Source organism: Pseudoxanthomonas daejeonensis (assembly GCF_010093205.1).
GTDB lineage: Bacteria > Pseudomonadota > Gammaproteobacteria > Xanthomonadales > Xanthomonadaceae > Pseudoxanthomonas > Pseudoxanthomonas daejeonensis.
This window is the reverse complement of the sequence record NZ_PDWN01000010.1, coordinates 122,840-139,070: the sequence shown is the minus strand read 5'-3', so window position 1 is coordinate 139,070 and position 16,231 is coordinate 122,840. Positions and strand designations below refer to the sequence as shown.

15 protein-coding genes, 1 tRNA gene and 1 pseudogene are annotated in these 16,231 nt (G+C 69.9%); 11 read left to right on the top strand and 6 right to left on the bottom strand.

Going from position 1 to position 16,231, the window contains the following annotated elements:
* Positions 1-22: 22 nt before the first annotated feature.
* The gene (ispH, locus tag CSC65_RS11510) at positions 23-973 is read left to right on the top strand and encodes a 4-hydroxy-3-methylbut-2-enyl diphosphate reductase (protein WP_162410716.1); all 951 of its coding nucleotides are present in this window, start codon (positions 23-25) and stop codon (positions 971-973) included.
* A 28-nt stretch (positions 974-1,001) separates the two neighbouring features.
* Here ispH and CSC65_RS11505 read toward each other — a convergent pair whose 3' ends face one another.
* Positions 1,002-3,338, bottom strand: a complete 2,337-nt coding sequence (locus CSC65_RS11505) for a DUF3772 domain-containing protein (RefSeq protein WP_162410715.1) — start codon at positions 3,336-3,338, stop codon at positions 1,002-1,004.
* Between the two features lie 127 nt (positions 3,339-3,465).
* Positions 3,466-3,541: transfer RNA gene (locus CSC65_RS11500), tRNA-Thr, on the bottom strand.
* A gap of 146 nt (positions 3,542-3,687) precedes the next feature.
* Here CSC65_RS11500 and radA point away from each other — a divergent pair.
* Both radA and CSC65_RS11490 read left to right on the top strand, forming a co-directional pair.
* Entirely contained in the window at positions 3,688-5,085 is a 1,398-nt protein-coding gene (gene radA, locus CSC65_RS11495) for a DNA repair protein RadA (protein ID WP_162410714.1), read from the top strand.
* Between the two features lie 64 nt (positions 5,086-5,149).
* Positions 5,150-5,674 (top strand): hypothetical protein, encoded by a 525-nt coding sequence (locus CSC65_RS11490; protein ID WP_162410713.1) that lies wholly within the window; start codon positions 5,150-5,152, stop codon positions 5,672-5,674.
* Positions 5,675-5,831: 157 nt separating this feature from the next.
* Here the strand turns inward: CSC65_RS11490 and CSC65_RS11485 are convergent, their stop codons facing one another.
* Positions 5,832-6,623: a cytochrome C assembly family protein gene (locus tag CSC65_RS11485; RefSeq protein ID WP_162410712.1), complete on the bottom strand. Its 792-nt coding sequence runs from the start codon at positions 6,621-6,623 to the stop codon at positions 5,832-5,834.
* Positions 6,624-6,761: 138 nt separating this feature from the next.
* On the opposite strand from CSC65_RS11485, the gene ffh reads away from it, so the two are divergent.
* From ffh to rplS, 6 genes are all read left to right on the top strand, one after another.
* Positions 6,762-8,144, top strand: coding sequence for a signal recognition particle protein (ffh, locus tag CSC65_RS11480; protein WP_162410711.1), 1,383 nt, complete (start codon positions 6,762-6,764; stop codon positions 8,142-8,144).
* Positions 8,145-8,151: 7 nt separating this feature from the next.
* On the top strand, positions 8,152-9,009 hold the full coding sequence (locus CSC65_RS11475) for an aminotransferase class IV (protein ID WP_162410710.1): 858 nt from the start codon (positions 8,152-8,154) through the stop codon (positions 9,007-9,009).
* Between the two features lie 124 nt (positions 9,010-9,133).
* Positions 9,134-9,394: a 30S ribosomal protein S16 gene (gene rpsP, locus CSC65_RS11470; RefSeq protein ID WP_162410709.1), complete on the top strand. Its 261-nt coding sequence runs from the start codon at positions 9,134-9,136 to the stop codon at positions 9,392-9,394.
* A 50-nt stretch (positions 9,395-9,444) separates the two neighbouring features.
* Positions 9,445-9,978 carry a ribosome maturation factor RimM gene (rimM, locus tag CSC65_RS11465; RefSeq protein ID WP_162410708.1) on the top strand — a complete coding sequence of 178 codons (534 nt, stop codon included), beginning with the start codon at positions 9,445-9,447 and terminating at the stop codon, positions 9,976-9,978.
* A gap of 67 nt (positions 9,979-10,045) precedes the next feature.
* The gene (gene trmD / locus CSC65_RS11460; protein ID WP_162410707.1) at positions 10,046-10,813 is read left to right on the top strand and encodes a tRNA (guanosine(37)-N1)-methyltransferase TrmD; all 768 of its coding nucleotides are present in this window, start codon (positions 10,046-10,048) and stop codon (positions 10,811-10,813) included.
* 155 nt (positions 10,814-10,968) lie between these two features.
* Positions 10,969-11,370 carry a 50S ribosomal protein L19 gene (rplS, locus tag CSC65_RS11455; RefSeq protein ID WP_162410706.1) on the top strand — a complete coding sequence of 134 codons (402 nt, stop codon included), beginning with the start codon at positions 10,969-10,971 and terminating at the stop codon, positions 11,368-11,370.
* A gap of 75 nt (positions 11,371-11,445) precedes the next feature.
* Here the strand turns inward: rplS and CSC65_RS11450 are convergent.
* Positions 11,446-11,784, bottom strand: a pseudogene (locus CSC65_RS11450) (MATE family efflux transporter); the annotation flags it as partial.
* Positions 11,785-12,165: 381 nt separating this feature from the next.
* On the opposite strand from CSC65_RS11450, the gene CSC65_RS11445 reads away from it, so the two are divergent.
* Together CSC65_RS11445 and CSC65_RS11440 are read left to right on the top strand one after the other, a co-directional pair.
* A complete protein-coding gene (locus tag CSC65_RS11445) occupies positions 12,166-12,426 on the top strand; it encodes a hypothetical protein (RefSeq protein ID WP_162410705.1) in 261 nt (86 codons plus the stop codon).
* Positions 12,419-12,823 (top strand): RNA-binding S4 domain-containing protein, encoded by a 405-nt coding sequence (locus tag CSC65_RS11440; protein ID WP_162410704.1) that lies wholly within the window; start codon positions 12,419-12,421, stop codon positions 12,821-12,823. The genes CSC65_RS11445 and CSC65_RS11440 overlap by 8 nt, the downstream gene beginning before the upstream one ends.
* Positions 12,824-12,839: 16 nt before the next feature.
* On the opposite strand, the gene CSC65_RS11435 is transcribed toward CSC65_RS11440, so the two are convergent.
* Both CSC65_RS11435 and katG read right to left on the bottom strand, forming a co-directional pair.
* Entirely contained in the window at positions 12,840-13,448 is a 609-nt protein-coding gene (locus CSC65_RS11435; protein WP_162410703.1) for a DUF937 domain-containing protein, read from the bottom strand.
* A 185-nt stretch (positions 13,449-13,633) separates the two neighbouring features.
* Entirely contained in the window at positions 13,634-15,874 is a 2,241-nt protein-coding gene (katG, locus tag CSC65_RS11430) for a catalase/peroxidase HPI (protein WP_162410702.1), read from the bottom strand.
* Positions 15,875-16,231: the final 357 nt, after the last annotated feature.

Genomic DNA, 16,231 nt, shown 5'->3' with positions numbered 1-16,231 from the left:
TCCACCAACCGGGTCCTGAACCATGGACGTCATCCTCGCCAATCCCCGCGGTTTCTGCGCCGGCGTCGACCGCGCGATCGAGATCGTCAAGCGCGCCATCGAAACCCTCGGAGCGCCGATCTACGTACGCCACGAAGTCGTCCACAACCGGTTCGTGGTCGACGACCTCAAGGCCCGCGGCGCGGTGTTCGTCGAGGAGCTGGACGAGGTGCCGGACAACGCCACGGTGATCTTCAGTGCCCACGGCGTCTCGCGCGCGGTGCGCGTAGAGGCCGACCGGCGCGGGCTGAAGGTGTTCGATGCGACCTGTCCGCTGGTGACCAAGGTCCACTTCGAGGTCGCGCGGCATTGCCGTGCCGGACGCGACGTGGTCCTGATCGGCCATGCCGGCCATCCCGAGGTCGAGGGCACGATGGGGCAGTGGAGCCGCGAGAACGAAGGCGGTGCGATCCACCTGGTCGAGGACATCGACGGGGTCGCCACGCTGCAGGTCGGCCAGCCGGAAAACCTGGCCTACACGACCCAGACCACCCTGTCGGTGGACGATACGCGCGGGATCATCGAGGCCTTGCGCCAGCGTTATCCCGCGATCCAGGGGCCACGCCACGACGACATCTGCTACGCCACCCAGAATCGCCAGGACGCGGTGCGCGAACTGGCCGGGCGTTGCGACCTGGTGCTGGTGGTCGGCTCGCCGAACAGCTCCAATTCCAACCGACTGGCCGAGCTGGCCCGGCGCGAAGGCGTCGAGTCCTACCTGATCGACGGTGCGCACGAGATCGAGCCGTCGTGGGTGGCGGGCAAGCGCCACATCGGCCTGACGGCAGGCGCGTCCGCACCGCAGGTGCTGGTCGACGGGGTGATCGCGCGCCTGCGCGAACTGGGCGCCGAGGGCGTCAGCGAGCTGGACGGCGAGCCGGAAGACATGGTCTTCGCCCTGCCCAAGGAACTGCGACTGCGCCTGGTGGGCTGAGCGCGGGTGCGTTGCCGGGCGGTCGCCGCTACACCATGCGGATGTTGAGCTGGCGCAGCCGGCGCAGGATCTCGAACAGCAGCGCGCTGCGCGTGTTCCCCGCCTGCCTTGGCGTGGAGACGAAGCCGGTGGCGTTGAACAGCACCTGGCCCTTGTCGATGCCGTCGATCAGGACCGCCGGCGCCGGCGCGTCGAGGATGCCCGGATGTTCGCGGAACACCTCCAGCAGGAGGTCGCGGACCAGGTCCGCATCCGTGGCCAGCGGCATCGGCAGCACGATCTTCACCAGTCCCTCGGCGTTGGAGAAGGTGCGGTTGCGCACCGTCTTGGTGATCAGCTCCGAATTGGGCACCAGTACCGTGGTCCGGTCGCCGGTCTGGATCTCGGTGGCGCGCACGTTGATCCGGCGGATGTCGCCCTCGGCGTCGCCGACCACCACCCAGTCGCCGACCTTGACCGGGCGTTCGGCCAGCAGGATCAGGCCGGAAATGAAGTTCTGCACGATCGCCTGCAGGCCAAAGCCAATGCCGACCGACAGCGCGCTCGCGATCCACGCGATCCGCTCCAGGCCGACGCCGATGGCGGCCAGCGCCATCACCACGGCAAGCACCACCGTCGCGTAGCCGAACAGGCTCACGACCGAGGCGCGCATGCCCTCGTCCATCTTCGTGGTCGGCAGGTAGCGCCGCGCCAGCCAGCGCTTGACCAGGTGGAAGACCCCGGAAGCAAGCAGGAACACGCCGATCGCGCGGACCACGTTGGTGGGGCTGAGCACCAGCTCGCCGATGCTGATGCCGCGCGCCAGGCCGAGGGCGCGATCGATCAGGTCGTCGCCGCTGGCGCCGTAGGGCATGGCCAGCGCAATCAGGCCGACCAGCGCCAGCAAGGTGCGCAGCACCGCCGACAGCACCACCGCTATGCGTTCGACATGGCGCGGATCCAGGCCGAAGCGGCTGTTGATCCGGCGTCCGGCCAGGCCCTTGGAGCCGAGCACCGAACAGACCAGGTCGTCGATGAAGCGCATGCCCAGGTAGAGCGTGGCGAGCACCACGCCCGTCCACAGCAGCTGAAGGGCGATGAAACCCGACAGCGCCACGTGGCCGGTCACCAGGCCGAGCAGGCAGATCGCCACGCCCACCCAGCCCACGCTGGTGGCGATGTTGATCCAGGGCCGGAAGTGCGGCTTTTCCGTGGCCGGCTCCGCGGCACCCGCCTCGGCAGCGGCCTGGCTGTATCGCGCATGCAGGCGGTGCACGCGCAGCAGGCCCAGCAGCACGGCCGATGTGGATACGAGCGCGGCCAGGGCGGTGAGTGCGACGGCCAAGGGCAGGCTCGCATTGACGAGCGCGGGAAGCTGCTGCGCGAAGCTCGCCACGATGATCGCCAAGGCCGCAGCCAGCGGCATCGGCCGCAGCGCACGCGCTCCTTCGTCCGAAATCGCGGGCAGGCGCCAGGAGGGGCTGCGTACCGCCAGCAGCACCGCGCCAACGGTGGTCACGAACGTGGCGAACACCAGCAGGCCACCGGCCAGTCCGGCAAGCTGGGCGACGGCAGCGGGTGGGTTGGCCGGCAGCAGCGCGGCATGCACCAGGCCTACGATCCACCAGGCGGCCAACGTCGACAGCAGCAGCCGGGCCATGGCCGGGGCGGAGCGGCGCAACGGTCCGGGCGGAATGTGCCTGCCGACCAGGCGCGGCACTTTGCGTGCGCCGAACCAGCCGACCACGACGGCGACCAGTGCGGCGAGCGCCAAGTAGAGGGACGAGCGCAGCGGGCCGGATTGCCAGCGTTGTGCGACGACCTGTCGGGTGTCCTTCCACAGGCCGGACAGGCGCGCATCGTCGCGCGCGCGGCTCTCGCCGAGGTCGCGCCAGAAGCGCGGGTGCCAGGGCGGGGTGGTGCGCTCGGACAGGGTCTGGTGGAAGTTCTCCTGGCGTTCGGCGGCGATCCTGTCCAGCAGCTGGCCGCTCTCCACCGAAGCCAGGCGGGCCTGGCGCAGCTCGGCATCCAGGTCGTTGCGCTGGCGCTGCAAGTCGCGCCGTTCGCGGGTGACCTCGGGGGCTTCCTGCCCTTGGGCGGCCGGACTGTCGCCCAGCTCGGCCAGGCGCGCGTCCAGGCTCTGCAGCTGGGGCGTGCGCTCGGCAACGGTCTTCTCTGCCTGCGCCTGCACCTTCAGGACCACATCGCGCGCGGACTGCAGCGAGGCGGCATCCTTGTCCTTGCCCTCGTCCAGCTGCGCTCCGATCCGTTCGAGCTGCTGCCGCCCCTGGTCCAGCGACGGCACCTGGGCCCGCGCCGGCCAGGTCGCGGCCAGAAGCAGGAGCAGGATCAGGGCGATCGGCGTGGTCGGGGCGCGACGATGCATGCGGTATGCGGAAGCAGGGGCGGGAAGGCTACGTTAGCACCGGTCATGACGGCGCCCCGTGCAGGGACGATGCGCCGCGGCGCCATCGCAAACGAAAAACCCCGCCGAAGCGGGGCTTTTCGCGATCTGGTGCCGGAAATAGGAATCGAACCTACGACCTACGCATTACGAATGCGCCGCTCTACCAACTGAGCTATTCCGGCGTTGCCCGGCCGCACGGATGTGGTCGGGGCGGGAATTCTAACGGTTCGGAGGCGGGCAGGCCAGACGGGATGCGATGTCGCGCGTCTCGCCAGTGGAGACCGGGCGCGGCTACAGTGGCTTCCCCTCCCGGTTCCTCCCGCATCCCGTGGCCAAGCTTTCCGCCAAATCCTCCGCACGCACCGCCTATGTCTGCGGCGAATGCGGCGCCGAATACAGCAAGTGGCAAGGCCAGTGCGGCGAATGCGGCGCCTGGAACGCCCTTTCGCAGGTCGTGCTGGAACCGGCCACCGCCGCCGCGGGTGGACCGTCCGTGGCCCGGCGCGGAGGCTGGGCCGGCAAGGTCGATCCGCCGAAGGTCACCGCGCTGAAGGATGTCAGCCACGCCGCGGAGACCCGCGTGTCTACCGGCATCGGCGAACTGGACCGGGTGCTGGGCGGGGGGCTGGTCGAAGGCGCGGTGGTGCTGGTCGGCGGCGATCCGGGCATCGGCAAGTCGACCCTGTTGCTGCAGGCGCTGGCGAAGATGGCCGCGCAGCTGCCGGCACTCTACGTCACCGGCGAGGAATCGCTGGCCCAGGTGGCGGGTCGCGCGATGCGCCTGGACCTGCCGCTGGATAACCTGCACGCGCTGGCCGAGACCGGGATCGAGTCGATCCTGCAGCACGCCGTGCAGGCGCAGCCGAAGCTGATCGTGGCCGATTCGGTGCAGACCCTGTGGACGGAATCGCTCACCGCCGCACCGGGCTCGGTCAGCCAGGTGCGCGAGAGCGCCGCGCGGCTGGTGCGCTACGCCAAGGAAACCGGCACCGCGGTGTTCCTGGTCGGCCATGTCACCAAGGAGGGTGGCATCGCCGGCCCGCGCGTGCTCGAGCACATGGTCGACGCGGTGCTGTATTTCGAAGGGGAGAGCGGCAGCCGCTTCCGCGTGCTGCGCGCGTTCAAGAACCGCTTCGGCGCGGTCAACGAGCTGGGCGTGTTCGCGATGGGCGACAAGGGACTGAAGGAAGTCCCGAATCCGTCGGCGATCTTCCTGTCCGGCAGTTCGCAGCAGCCGGGCAGCTGCGTGATGGTGACCCGCGAAGGCACCCGTCCTTTGCTGGTGGAGGTGCAGGCGCTGGTTGACTCCTCGCCACTGTCCAATCCACGCCGGGTCACGGTCGGCCTGGAGCAGAACCGGCTGGCGATGCTGCTGGCGGTGCTGCACCGGCACGGCGGCGTGGCGGTCGGCGACCAGGACGTGTTCGTGAATGTCGTGGGCGGCATCCGCGTGCAGGAAACCGCCGCCGACCTGCCGGTGCTGCTGGCGGTGCTGTCTTCCTTGCGCGACAGGCCGCTGTCGGAAAAGACGGTGGCGTTCGGCGAAGTCGGTTTGTCGGGCGAGATCCGTCCGGTGCCCAACGGCGAGGAGCGCCTGCGCGAGGCGGCCACCCATGGCTTCCGTCGCGCGATCGTGCCCAAGGCCAACGTGCCCAAGTCGGCTCGCTACAAGGACATGGAAGTGATCGCGGTGGAACGCCTCGCCGACGCGCTGGAACAGGCGTGAGGCCGCTGGCGTGAGATCGCCGGGAACCGCCGGCGCGATGCCGGTCGCGCGCTGGATTTCGCTGTTGCTGCACCCTTTCGCCGTCTTCATCGCACTGGTGCTGGTCGCGGCCTGGCGGCTGGATCCGGCATCGTTGCCGCGTGCGTTGGCCGGCATGGTGTTCGTGGTCGCGGTGGTCTGGATGTTCGTATGGCGGCGCTGGCGCAGCGGGCGCTGGAGCACGGTGGACGCCTCGAACCGGCAGGAGCGACCGCTGCTTTACGGCCTGGCGCTGCTGCTGGCCGCGGGCTACTGGTGGTGGCTGGGTGGCGCTGCGTCGGCGATGTCGACCGGCGTGCTGGCGGCTACGGCCATGATCTGCGTGGCCGGACTGGCCAACCGCTGGATCAAGCTGTCGCTGCACATGGCCAGCCTGGCGTTCGCCGGCATCGCGATGCTTGCGCTGTGGTGGCCGGGTGGCGCCGTGCTGCTCCTGCTCGCGCCGCTGCTGGCCTGGTCGCGCTTGCGCATGGGGCGGCATACGGGGGCAGAGGTGGCCGGTGGCATGGCACTCGGTGTGCTCGCCGGCGCAACGCTCCTGTTTCTGTAGGGCGGCTCGCGCGGGGGGCGTGCAGGAGGCAGCGAAGGCCAGCCGCTCCGCGAAAGCATCATGGGCAAGCGGAGGCGGGGCATGGAAGTGGCCGCCCGCTGGCACCGTGTCGGGCGCGAACCGCAGGGAGGCGACGCAGGATCGCTGCGTTCCCGCCTCAGCCCTGGAGCAGGACGAGCTCCATCACGAACTTGCTGCCGAAGAAGGCCAGCAGCAGCAGCGCCATCGCGGTCAGCGTCCAGTGCACGGCGCGGATGCCGCGCCAGCCGTAACGCCAGCGGCCCAGCAGCAGGCCGCCGAACACCAGCCAGGACAGGACGCTGAGCACGGTCTTGTGGACAAGGTGCTGCGAAAGGAAATCTTCGACGAACAGGACGCCTGTCAGCAGGGTCAGCGTAAGCAGGATGAAGCCGACCGCGATCGTGCGGAAAAGCAGCATTTCCAGTTCGGTGAGCGGCGGCAGCGCACGCAGCCACGCATGGAATTCGCGCCGCCGCAGCGCGCGCTCCTGCGCCCACAGCATCACCGCCAGCAGCGCGGCGATCGCCAGCGTCGCGTAGGCGAGGAGGGCCAGCCAGGCATGCAGCTGCACGCGCCAGTCCAGCGTCGGCGACGGTGCATGGCCGCGCCAGTGATAGAGCGCCAGCAACGCCGCCGCCAACGGGAGGGCGAACACGCCCAGCGCGGCCATCCGCCCCCGCGCGCCGACCGCGGTGGTCATCGCCGCGATGCCCAGGCTCACCAGGGACAGCGCCGAAAAGAAGTGCATGTCCGGGCCGCCCGTGGTCTGCCAGGCCACCGCCAGGTGGTAGCCCCCGTGCAGGAGCAAGCCCAGCAGCGCCGGTGGCAGCCAGGTGCGCGAAGGCCCGGAGCGGTTCACGGCGACCGCGCGGAACAGCAGCAGGGTTGCGAGCAGGTAGGCCGCGATGGCGATGAGAACGATTGTCATCGATTGAGTGTCGCACACGCACCGGAGCCGAAGGAATGGCGACCCACCGGCCGCAGCGCGCACGGTCGCCGTCGCCGGAGGACGGTCTTCGCCGCGGGCTATAATCGCCGGCCGCTTTCCGCCTTCCGGTCCGCCCGCATGTTCGAATCCCTGACCCAGCGCCTGTCCGGCACCATGGAGCGCCTGCGCGGTCGCGGCCGCCTGACCGAATCCAACATCACCGAGGCCACCCGCGAGGTGCGCATCGCACTGCTCGAGGCCGACGTCGCCCTGCCGGTGGTCCAGGCCCTGATCCAGCGGATCAAGGTGCGTGCGGTCGGCCAGGAAGTGCTGAAGTCGCTGACCCCGGGCCAGGCCCTGATCAAGATCGTCCGCGACGAACTGACCGCGGTGATGGGTTCGCAGGCCAGCGACCTCAACCTGAATGTCCCCGCGCCGGCGGTGATCCTGATGGCGGGCCTGCAGGGCGCCGGCAAGACCACGACCGTGGGCAAGCTGGCCAAGCACCTGAAGGAGAAGCGCAAGAAGAAGGTGATGGTGGTCAGCGCCGACGTCTACCGTCCGGCCGCGATCGAACAGCTCAAGACCCTGGCCGAGCAGACCGGCGTGCTGTTCTTCCCCTCCGCGGCCGGGCAGAAGCCCGAAGACATCGTCCGCGCCGCGATCGTGGATGCGCGCCGCTCCTTCGCCGACGTGCTGATCGTCGATACCGCCGGCCGCCTCGCCATCGACGAAGCGATGATGGCCGAGATCAAGGTGCTGCACGGCGCGGTCAACCCGGCCGAGACCCTGTTCGTGGTCGACGCCATGACCGGCCAGGACGCGGCCAACACCGCCAAGGCCTTCGCCGAGGCGCTGCCGCTCACCGGCGTGGTGCTGACCAAGACCGACGGCGATGCCCGGGGCGGTGCCGCGCTGTCGGTGCGCTACATCACCGGCAAGCCGATCAAGTTCGTCGGCACCGGCGAGAAGACCGATGGCCTGGACGTGTTCCATCCCGATCGCGTCGCCGCGCGCATCCTCGACATGGGCGACGTGCTGTCGCTGGTCGAACAGGTCGAACAGAGCGTCGACCAGGAGAAGGCGGCCAAGCTCGCCGCCAAGGTCGCCAAGGGCAAGAAGTTCGACCTCAACGACATGCGCGACCAGCTCGAGCAGATGCAGAACATGGGCGGCATTGCCGGCCTCATGGACAAGCTGCCGGGCCTGGGCCAGGTGCCCGAGCACCTCAAGGCGCAGGTCTCCCAGAGCCGCGAGGTGCCGCGGATGATGGCGATCATCGGCTCGATGACGCTGAAGGAACGCCGCAACCCGGACCTGCTCAACGGTTCGCGCCGCGCCCGCATCGCCCGCGGTTCGGGCACCACGCCGGCCGACGTCAACAAGCTGCTCAAGCAGTACCAGCAGATGGAAAAAATGATGGGCAAGCTGGGCCGCGGCGGCATGAAGGGCATGATGCGCGGCCTGCAGGGGATGATGGGTGGCGGCATGGGCGGGCGCGGCGGCCTGCCGTTCCGCTGAGCACGCCATGCGCGACGCTTCCAATCCTGGCGTCGCTGCGGTGAACGCGGGCGACGGCCCGATCGTGCTGCTCAACGGCGAAGATGCCGGCGCCGATGCGTTGCGCATGCTCGCCCTGGTCAACTACGGCCACTTCACCTCGTTGCAGGTGCGCGACGGCGCGGTGCAGGGCCTGGGCCTGCACCTGGATCGGCTGCGCCAGGGCAACGCCGAACTGTTCGATGCGGACTTCGATGCCGACGCGGTGCGCGGCTGGATGCGGCAGGCCGCGCAGGCCCGCGGCGGCGACTGCTCGATGCGGGTCACGCTGTTCTCGCGGCAGTTCGACCACCGCCACGCCCTGCGCCCGGTGGGCGTCGACGTGCTGGTGTCCGCCTCGGCGCCGCTGGCGCCGACGTCGCGCTCCCTGCGGCTGCAGACCCGCGTTTTCAGTCGCCCCGTGCCACAGCTCAAGCACGTGGGAACCTTCCCCCTGGTCCATCACCGCCGGCAGGCATTGAAGGCCGGTTACGACGACGCGCTGTTCGTCGACGGCGATGGCCCGCAGGCCCGGGTCTCGGAGGGGTCGTTCTGGAACGTCGGCTTCTGGGATGGCCGCCAGGTGGTCTGGCCGGATGCCCCGGCGCTGCGGGGCACCCGCGAGCGCCTGCTCCAGCAGGGGCTCGCGGCCGCCGGGGTGGGGCAGCAGGTCCGGCCCGTGGTGCTGGCCGACCTTGCCGGCTTCCAGGCGGCCTTCGCCGCCAATGCCAATGGCGTGCAGCCGGTCGCCTCGATCGACGGGGTCGTCTATCCGGAAGAGGGCTGGGAGCCGGTGCTGGCGCTGCTGGGAGCCGCCGCCCGACATGCCCCGGGGGAGCCGCTCTAGCCCCGGCTGCAGGCTGAACCCCGGTATCCGCCTCGCCCGGCAAGGTTGTTCGAGCCGGTTCAGTGACTTACAATTCGCGGCTTACCTCGCCACCCTGGCGACTGGGCAACACCGAGAAACCACCATGGTCAAGATCCGTCTCACCCGCGGCGGCGCCAAGAAGCGCCCGTTCTACCACATCATCGTCACCGACTCGCGTAGCGCCCGCGACGGCCGCAACATCGAGCGCGTCGGTTACTACAACCCGGTCGCTTCCGGCAACGATCAGCGCATCGTGCTGGACCTCGCCCGCGTCGACCATTGGGTCGGCCACGGTGCGCAGCTGACCGAGAAGGTTCGCAACCTGTACAAGGAAGCGACCAAGATCCAGGCGACCGCCGCCTGATCCGGCAGGCCGCCGAAACCGGCGGCCGCCTTGCCTGCAATAACGGCTCAATGAACGAAGACGCCGGGCGCCCGTCCCCACCACGCAAGCTGGTTCTGCTGGGTCGGGTGCTGGGCGCCTTCGGCGTGCGTGGCGATGTCCGGCTTGAGTCCTGGACCGAGCCGCGTGCGCAGATCTTCCGCTACCAGCCCTGGATCCTGCGCACGCCTTCCGGGGTAGAGCGGGAACTGGCCGGCGCGCGGGGTCGCGATACCGGCAAGCACGTCGTCGCCACGCTCCCGGGCTGCGAGGACCGTGACGCGGCCGAAGCCATGCGCGGCACCGAGATCCTCGTTCCGCGCGAAACGCTGCCACCGCCGGCGGCCGGCGAGTACTACTGGATCGACCTGGAAGGCATGCGCGTGGTTACCGTCGAAGGCGTGGTGCTGGGCGAGGTGGCGCACATGCTGTCCACCGGCGCCAACGATGTGATGGTGGTGCGTGGCGAGCGCGAACGCCTGTTGCCTTTCGTCCAGCCCGACTACGTGACCTCGGTGGATTTCGGGACCGGCACGATCACGGTCGACTGGGATCCCGAATTCTGAGGCGCTCCGGCCCCCGGGCCGGGCCCTGTACCGGATAGCCATGCCGGCCTGGCCGGCGGGAGTCGCGATGCGCATCGACATCGTCAGCCTGTTTCCCGAGTTCGTCGACCAGTGCGCCGGCTTCGGCGTGGTCGGGCGTGCGCGCGAGCGTGGCCTGGTGTCGCTGCAGGGCTGGAACCCGCGCGACTACGCCGAGGGCAACTACCGCAAGGTCGACGACCGCACCTTCGGGGGCGGACCGGGCATGGTCATGCTGGTCGAGCCGCTGCGTCGCTGCCTGGCCGCGATGCGCGAGGCCGACCCGGTGCGTCCGCATGTCGTCTATCTCACGCCCCAGGGGCGACAGCTGGACCAGGCCAAGGTCCGCGAGCTGGCGGCGTTGCCCCGGCTGGCGCTGCTGTGCGGCCGCTACGAAGGGGTCGACGAGCGCCTCGTCCAGGCCGAAGTGGACGAGGAGGTCTCCATCGGCGATTACGTCCTGTCCGGCGGCGAGCTGGCCGCGGCGGTGGTCGTGGATGCGGTGGCGCGGCTGCAGGAGGGGGCGTTGAACGACGCCGATTCGGCCAGCCAGGACAGTTTCGAGGACGGCCTGCTGGATTGCCCGCACTACAGCCATCCGGTCGAGCACGCATACGGCACGGTCCCGGAGGTGCTGCGTTCGGGCAACCATGCCGCGATTGCCCGCTGGCGCCGGCAGCAGGCGCTGGGCCGGACCTGGCAACGACGCCCGGACCTGCTGGCGGGGCGGGCCCTGTCCAAGGCCGACCAGGCCCTGCTGGACGCCTGGCGCAGGGAGCAGGGCGGGGAAGGCCAGGACGGAACTCCGGGCCGGTAGCCCCGCGGCGCTCAAGCCGTTACAATGCCGGGTTCCTGCGGGCGGTTCCGCCCTGACTGGACCCCATAACAATTACGTGCGGCGCAGTCCTGCGACCGCATCGGCCCGAGTTGTCGTCCACGACACGCCCACCCGAACACATTGAGTCGGTCACCATGAGCAAGCTGAACAAGTCCATCGTCGCGGAATTCGAATCCGCCCAGATCACCCGCGAACTGCCGAAGTTCAGCCAGGGCGACACCGTCGTGGTGAACGTCAAGGTCAAGGAAGGCAACCGCGAGCGCGTGCAGGCCTATGAAGGCGTGGTCATCGGCATCAAGAACGCCGGGCTGAACTCCGCGTTCACCGTGCGCAAGATCTCGCACGGCTACGGCGTCGAGCGCGTCTTCCAGACCCACAGCGCCATCATCGACTCGGTCGACGTGAAGCGCCGCGGCAAGGTCCGCTCCGGCAAGCTGTATTACCTGCGCGGCCTGGAAGGCAAGGCTGCCCGCATCAAGGAAGACCTGGCCGCCGTGGCCAAGGCGAAGGCCGAGAAGGCCGCCGCCGGCGCCTGATCGCCGCTTCCCGATGCACCGCAACGGCCGCCGCGAGGCGGCCGTTTGCGTTTCCGCGTCCGGGCCGGGACGGTCACCGCACGCGGCGATGAGCACCGAGAGGCCGATGAAGAACGTCGCGCTGGTTCCCATCACCCGCCGCGCCTGCATCGTGTCGTGCGCACCGATCGCCTGCGCGATCAGGATGGTCGCGGCCATGCCGATGCCGAACACCGAGCCGATCAGGAAGAACATGATGTTGTTGGCGTTGGCCGCTGCGGTCAGCGCGTCCTCGCCGAGGAAGCGGCCGATCCACACCGCATTGACCGAACCGCTGAGCGACTGGGCGATGTTGCCGCCCAGGATGGGCAGCGCGAACAGCAGCAGGTTGCGGCCGATCGGGCCGGTGGTCAGGTCGCGGGAGCGCGGGCTCATGCTGGCGTCGTCCAGGTCCGGCGCGCACACTGGCGCCGGGCCCGTTCAAGGAGTGCGGCCATGGCGTCAGGCCGGAAGGAAACCCGCGTGCGTTGGGCGATCGTGGCGTCGCTGCTCGCGATGGCGGGATGCGCAGGCAGCGCGCACCACGCCGCGCTGGATTCGACCGACTCGTGGTGTTCGGGCCAGTACCGCGCCCATGACGGCGTTGCGCCGGCACCGGCGAACCTGTCGGACAAGAAGCGTGGACGCTACGACGACAGGACCCGCGACTACCATGTCTCGCAGCAATGCCAGCGCGAAGCGGAGCGCAGCGTGAGGCACCGGATTCCCGACGTGCCGCGCCCGCGCGTGCAGTGAGCGGAGTGCCAGGAAAGAGACATGCGCCGTACGAAAACGATGGTCACGCTGCTGGCCGCTGCGCTTGGCGGATGCGCGACGGGAGCGGGCGGCCTGGCGGATGTGTCGCCGCGCCCGGCCGAGCGACCCGAGTGCCAGGTGGCGCCGGCGAACCAGCCTGCGCCCGAAGCCCTGCTCGACAGCTCCGCCTACCAGCGTTGCCACCCGGGCGACCGCCTGGAGTGGTCGTCCGGCGGCAGCGATCCCATCAGGCCCGGGTTCGGCGATCGGCACGATGAGTGACGCGGCACCGGTCATGCAGGTGCGCCTGGACGTGTGGCTGTGGGCGGCACGCTTCTTCAGGACGCGCAGCCTCGCCCGTCAGGCGGTCGACACCGGCAAGGTCGACGTGGCCGGGCAACGGCCCAAGGCTTCGCGCCTGCTGCGCATCGGCGAAGCGGTGCAGGTCAGCCGCGGCGAAGAGACCTTCGACGTGGTGGTGCGTGGACTGAGCGATGCGCGGGGCCCGGCGCCGGTGGCGCAGGCCCTGTACGAGGAAACCGAAGCGTCACGGGCGCGCCGCGAGCAGCAGCGGCTGCAGCGCGCCGCGATGCGCGACGGCTACCGTCCACCGGAACACAAGCCGGACAAGCGCGCGCGGCGCCTGATCCAGGCACTGGGCGATATCGACGCGTCCTGAGCCGGTCGCGCTTGTGTCAGCGCTGCCCGCCGAACAGCCCCATCCCGAGCTTGAGCAGGTCGCCTGCGTCCACGTCGCCGTCGCCATCCTGGTCGAGCAGCGCATCCAGCGCGCCGCCGCCGGCCTGCTGGCGGACCTGGCTGCGCTCCTGCCCGAGCAGCTGGCCCAGGCCGCCGGCATCCAGGCCCTGGCCCGTGCTGCGCTTGGCCAGGAACGACATCACGATCGGGGCGAGCACCGCCAGCAACTGCATCGCCTGGCCGCTGCCCAGGCCGGTGGCCTGGCCCAGGCCCTGCGCCGCACGCGGCTGGCCGCCGCCGAGGATGTGGCCGAGGATCGCCGATCCGTCGGTCTGCCGGCTGCCGCCACCGCCCAGCACCGCGCCGAGCAGGCCGCCGAGGTCCGGGCCGCCGGCGTGGTCGCGCTGCAGCGCGCCGAACAGGGCCTCGGCGCCTTGCGGCTGCGCGCTGTTGCGGCCGAGCGCGCCGAGCAGGAGCGGCAGCGCGGCGGCGACCGCATTGCCGGTCTGCGCCGGGTCGGTGCCGAGCTGGCGCGAGATCTGCTGGATCGGCGCGCCCTGCAACTGGGCGAACAGGTCCTGGGTGAGCAGGGGCTGCGGATTCATGGCGGTCTCCTTTCCCGGTGCGGGAGGTCACGATACGCCTCTCCGGGCACAGGGGCGCGCGGCGGGCCGTGACCGGGCGCCAACGGGTGCGGACACCCGCGCGGCTGCGGCACCCGCTTCCCGCGCTCGCAATAGAAACGGCCCGGCAGGTGCCGGGCCGTGGGTCTTGCAGCGGGTCGCGTCGTCTAGCGCAGGTCGAAGCGGTCCAGCTCCATCACCTTGTGCCAGGCGGCCACGAAGTCACTCACCAGCTTCGCCTTGCCGTCTTCGCTCGCGTACACCTCGGCGAGCGCGCGCAGCACCGCGTTGGACCCGAACACCAGGTCCACCCGGCTGGCGGTCCACCTGAGCTGTCCGTTGCCGCGGTCGCTGCCCTCGTAGGTGTCGCGTCCGGTGGCCTTCCACGTCGTGCCCATGTCCAGCAGGTTGCGGAAGAAGTCGTTGCTCAGCACGCCCGGCCGGTCGGTGAACACCCCTTGCTGGCTGCCGTCATGGTTGGCACCCAGCACGCGCAGGCCGCCGACCAGCGCGGTCATCTCCGGCGCGGTCAGGGTCAGCAGCTGGGCGCGGTCGACCAGCAGGTGCTCGGCCGGCACCGCCGAATCGCCCTTGAGGTAGTTGCGGAACCCGTCGGCGAACGGTTCCAGCAGGTCGAAGGATTCGACGTCGGTCTGGTCCTGCCGCGCATCGGTGCGGCCCGGCGAGAACGGCACGCTGACGCTGCTGCCGGCGGCCTTCGCGGCCTGCTCCACGCCCACGCCGCCGGCCAGCACGATCAGGTCGGCCAGCGAGACCTTCTTGCCGCCACTGGCGTCGATGTTGAAGTCGGCCTGGATGCGCCGCAGCGCCTTGAGCACCTTCTCCAGCTGCGCCGGGTTGTTGACCGCCCAGTCCTTCTGCGGGGCAAGTGCGATGCGCGCGCCGTTGGCGCCGCCACGCTTGTCGCCGCCGCGGAAGGTCGACGCCGACGCCCACGCGGTGGACACCAGTTCGGCCACCGACAGGCCGGCATCGGCGATCTTCTTCTTGAGTGCATCGACGTCGGCCGCTTCGATCAGCGGATGGTCCACGGCCGGCACCGGGTCCTGCCAGATCAGCTCTTCCTTCGGCACTTCCGGGCCGAGGTAGCGCGCGCGCGGACCCATGTCGCGGTGGGTCAGCTTGAACCACGCGCGGGCGAAGGCATCGGCGAAGGCCTGCGGGTTTTCGAGGAAACGCTTGGAGATCGGCCCGTAGATGGGATCGAAGCGCAGCGACAGGTCGGTGGTGAGCATCTTCGGGCGGTGCTTCTTCGAGGGGTCGTGCGCATCGGGAATGATGTCGCCCGCGCCCTTGGCCACCCATTGCTGCGCGCCGGCCGGCGACTTCTCCAGCTCCCACTCGAAGCCGAACAGGTTCTCGAAGAAGTTGTTGCTCCACAGCGCCGGGGTCTTGGTCCAGGTGACTTCCAGGCCCGAGGTGATCGTGTCGCCGCCCTTGCCGCTGCCGTGGCGGTTGTGCCAGCCGAAACCCTGCTGCTCCAGTTCGGCCGCTTCGGGCTCGACGCCGACGTTCTCGGCACTGGCCGCGCCGTGGGTCTTGCCGAACGAGTGGCCGCCGGCGATCAGCGCCACGGTTTCCTCGTCGTCCATGGCCATGCGCGCGAAGGTGTCGCGGATGTCCTTGGCCGCCAGCAACGGATCGGGATTGCCGTCCGGGCCTTCCGGATTCACGTAGATCAGGCCCATCTGCACCGCCGCGAGCGGGTTCTCCAGGTCGCGGGTGTGCTTGACCATGCTGTCGTCGTCCTTGACCAGCACGCCGTGCTTGTCGTCCACGCCGGGCGAGCCGCGCGAGTAGCGCTCGTCGCCGCCCAGCCACTTGGTCTCGCGGCCCCAGTACACGTCCAGGTCCGGCTCCCAGGTGTCCTCGCGGCCGGCGCCGAAGCCGAACGTGCGGAAGCCCATCGTCTCCAGCGCGACGTTGCCGGCCAGCTGCATCAGGTCCGCCCAGGAGATCTTCTGCCCGTACTTCTGCTTGACCGGCCACAGCAGGCGGCGCGCCTTGTCCAGGCTGACGTTGTCGGGCCAGCTGTTGAGCGGGGCGAAGCGCTGCTGGCCGCGACCGCCGCCGCCACGGCCATCGCCGATGCGGTAGGTGCCGGCGCTGTGCCAGGCCATGCGGATCATCAGGCCGCCGTAGTGGCCGAAGTCGGCCGGCCACCAGTCCTGCGAATCGGTCATCAGCGCGCGCAGGTCCTTCTTCAGCTCGTGGTAGTCGAGCTTGCCGAATTCGGCCGCGTAATCGAAATCCTCGCCCAGCGGGTTGGAGCGCGAGGAGTGCTGGTTGAGCAGGTCCAGGCGCAGCTGGTTGGGCCACCAGTGGCGGTTGCTCGTGCCGCTGCCGGCGGCAGCGTGGTCGAACGGGCACTTCTTTTCGGTGGACATGGATTCAGCCTCGGGTCGAATGCGGCCGGCGCCTGCCAGTGCGGGCGCGGCCAGCGGGATGGAGATCGGGAGGGGCGTGGATGAAGCGGGCGGAACGGTCAGCCCGGAGGCGGACCGCCGCATTCGGCGGCAGGGAGAGGCGTGCGGCGGATCGTGCGATCGGACGGCTGGCTCATGTGGGCTCCTCCTTCAGGCCGTGAACGCGTGTCGAGGGACAGCGTAGGCGGGGGCAGCGATCAATAGAAATTGTTTATTGCGCACGCTTTGATAGCGACAAGCTATGGCTGCTGCAAAGTCCGTGATAGTGCCGCGCCAGCCTACGCCGGTCCCCCGGGTGGGTCCAAGGTGTGGATGCCG

Bases quoted from the DNA above. Each gene is read 5' to 3' on its own strand.
- CSC65_RS11435 (WP_162410703.1), bottom strand. From the start codon at position 13,448: ATGAATCCGCAGCCCCTGCTCACCCAGGACCTGTTCGCCCAGTTGCAG.
- CSC65_RS11475 (WP_162410710.1), top strand. From the start codon at position 8,152: ATGCGCGACGCTTCCAATCCTGGCGTCGCTGCGGTGAACGCGGGCGAC.
- ffh (WP_162410711.1), top strand. From the start codon at position 6,762: ATGTTCGAATCCCTGACCCAGCGCCTGTCCGGCACCATGGAGCGCCTG.
- CSC65_RS11485 (WP_162410712.1), bottom strand. From the start codon at position 6,623: ATGACAATCGTTCTCATCGCCATCGCGGCCTACCTGCTCGCAACCCTG.
- rimM (WP_162410708.1), top strand. From the start codon at position 9,445: ATGAACGAAGACGCCGGGCGCCCGTCCCCACCACGCAAGCTGGTTCTG.
- CSC65_RS11440 (WP_162410704.1), top strand. From the start codon at position 12,419: ATGAGTGACGCGGCACCGGTCATGCAGGTGCGCCTGGACGTGTGGCTG.
- CSC65_RS11505 (WP_162410715.1), bottom strand. From the start codon at position 3,338: ATGCATCGTCGCGCCCCGACCACGCCGATCGCCCTGATCCTGCTCCTG.
- rplS (WP_162410706.1), top strand. From the start codon at position 10,969: ATGAGCAAGCTGAACAAGTCCATCGTCGCGGAATTCGAATCCGCCCAG.
- katG (WP_162410702.1), bottom strand. From the start codon at position 15,874: ATGTCCACCGAAAAGAAGTGCCCGTTCGACCACGCTGCCGCCGGCAGC.
- trmD (WP_162410707.1), top strand. From the start codon at position 10,046: ATGCGCATCGACATCGTCAGCCTGTTTCCCGAGTTCGTCGACCAGTGC.
- ispH (WP_162410716.1), top strand. From the start codon at position 23: ATGGACGTCATCCTCGCCAATCCCCGCGGTTTCTGCGCCGGCGTCGAC.
- CSC65_RS11445 (WP_162410705.1), top strand. From the start codon at position 12,166: ATGCGCCGTACGAAAACGATGGTCACGCTGCTGGCCGCTGCGCTTGGC.
- rpsP (WP_162410709.1), top strand. From the start codon at position 9,134: ATGGTCAAGATCCGTCTCACCCGCGGCGGCGCCAAGAAGCGCCCGTTC.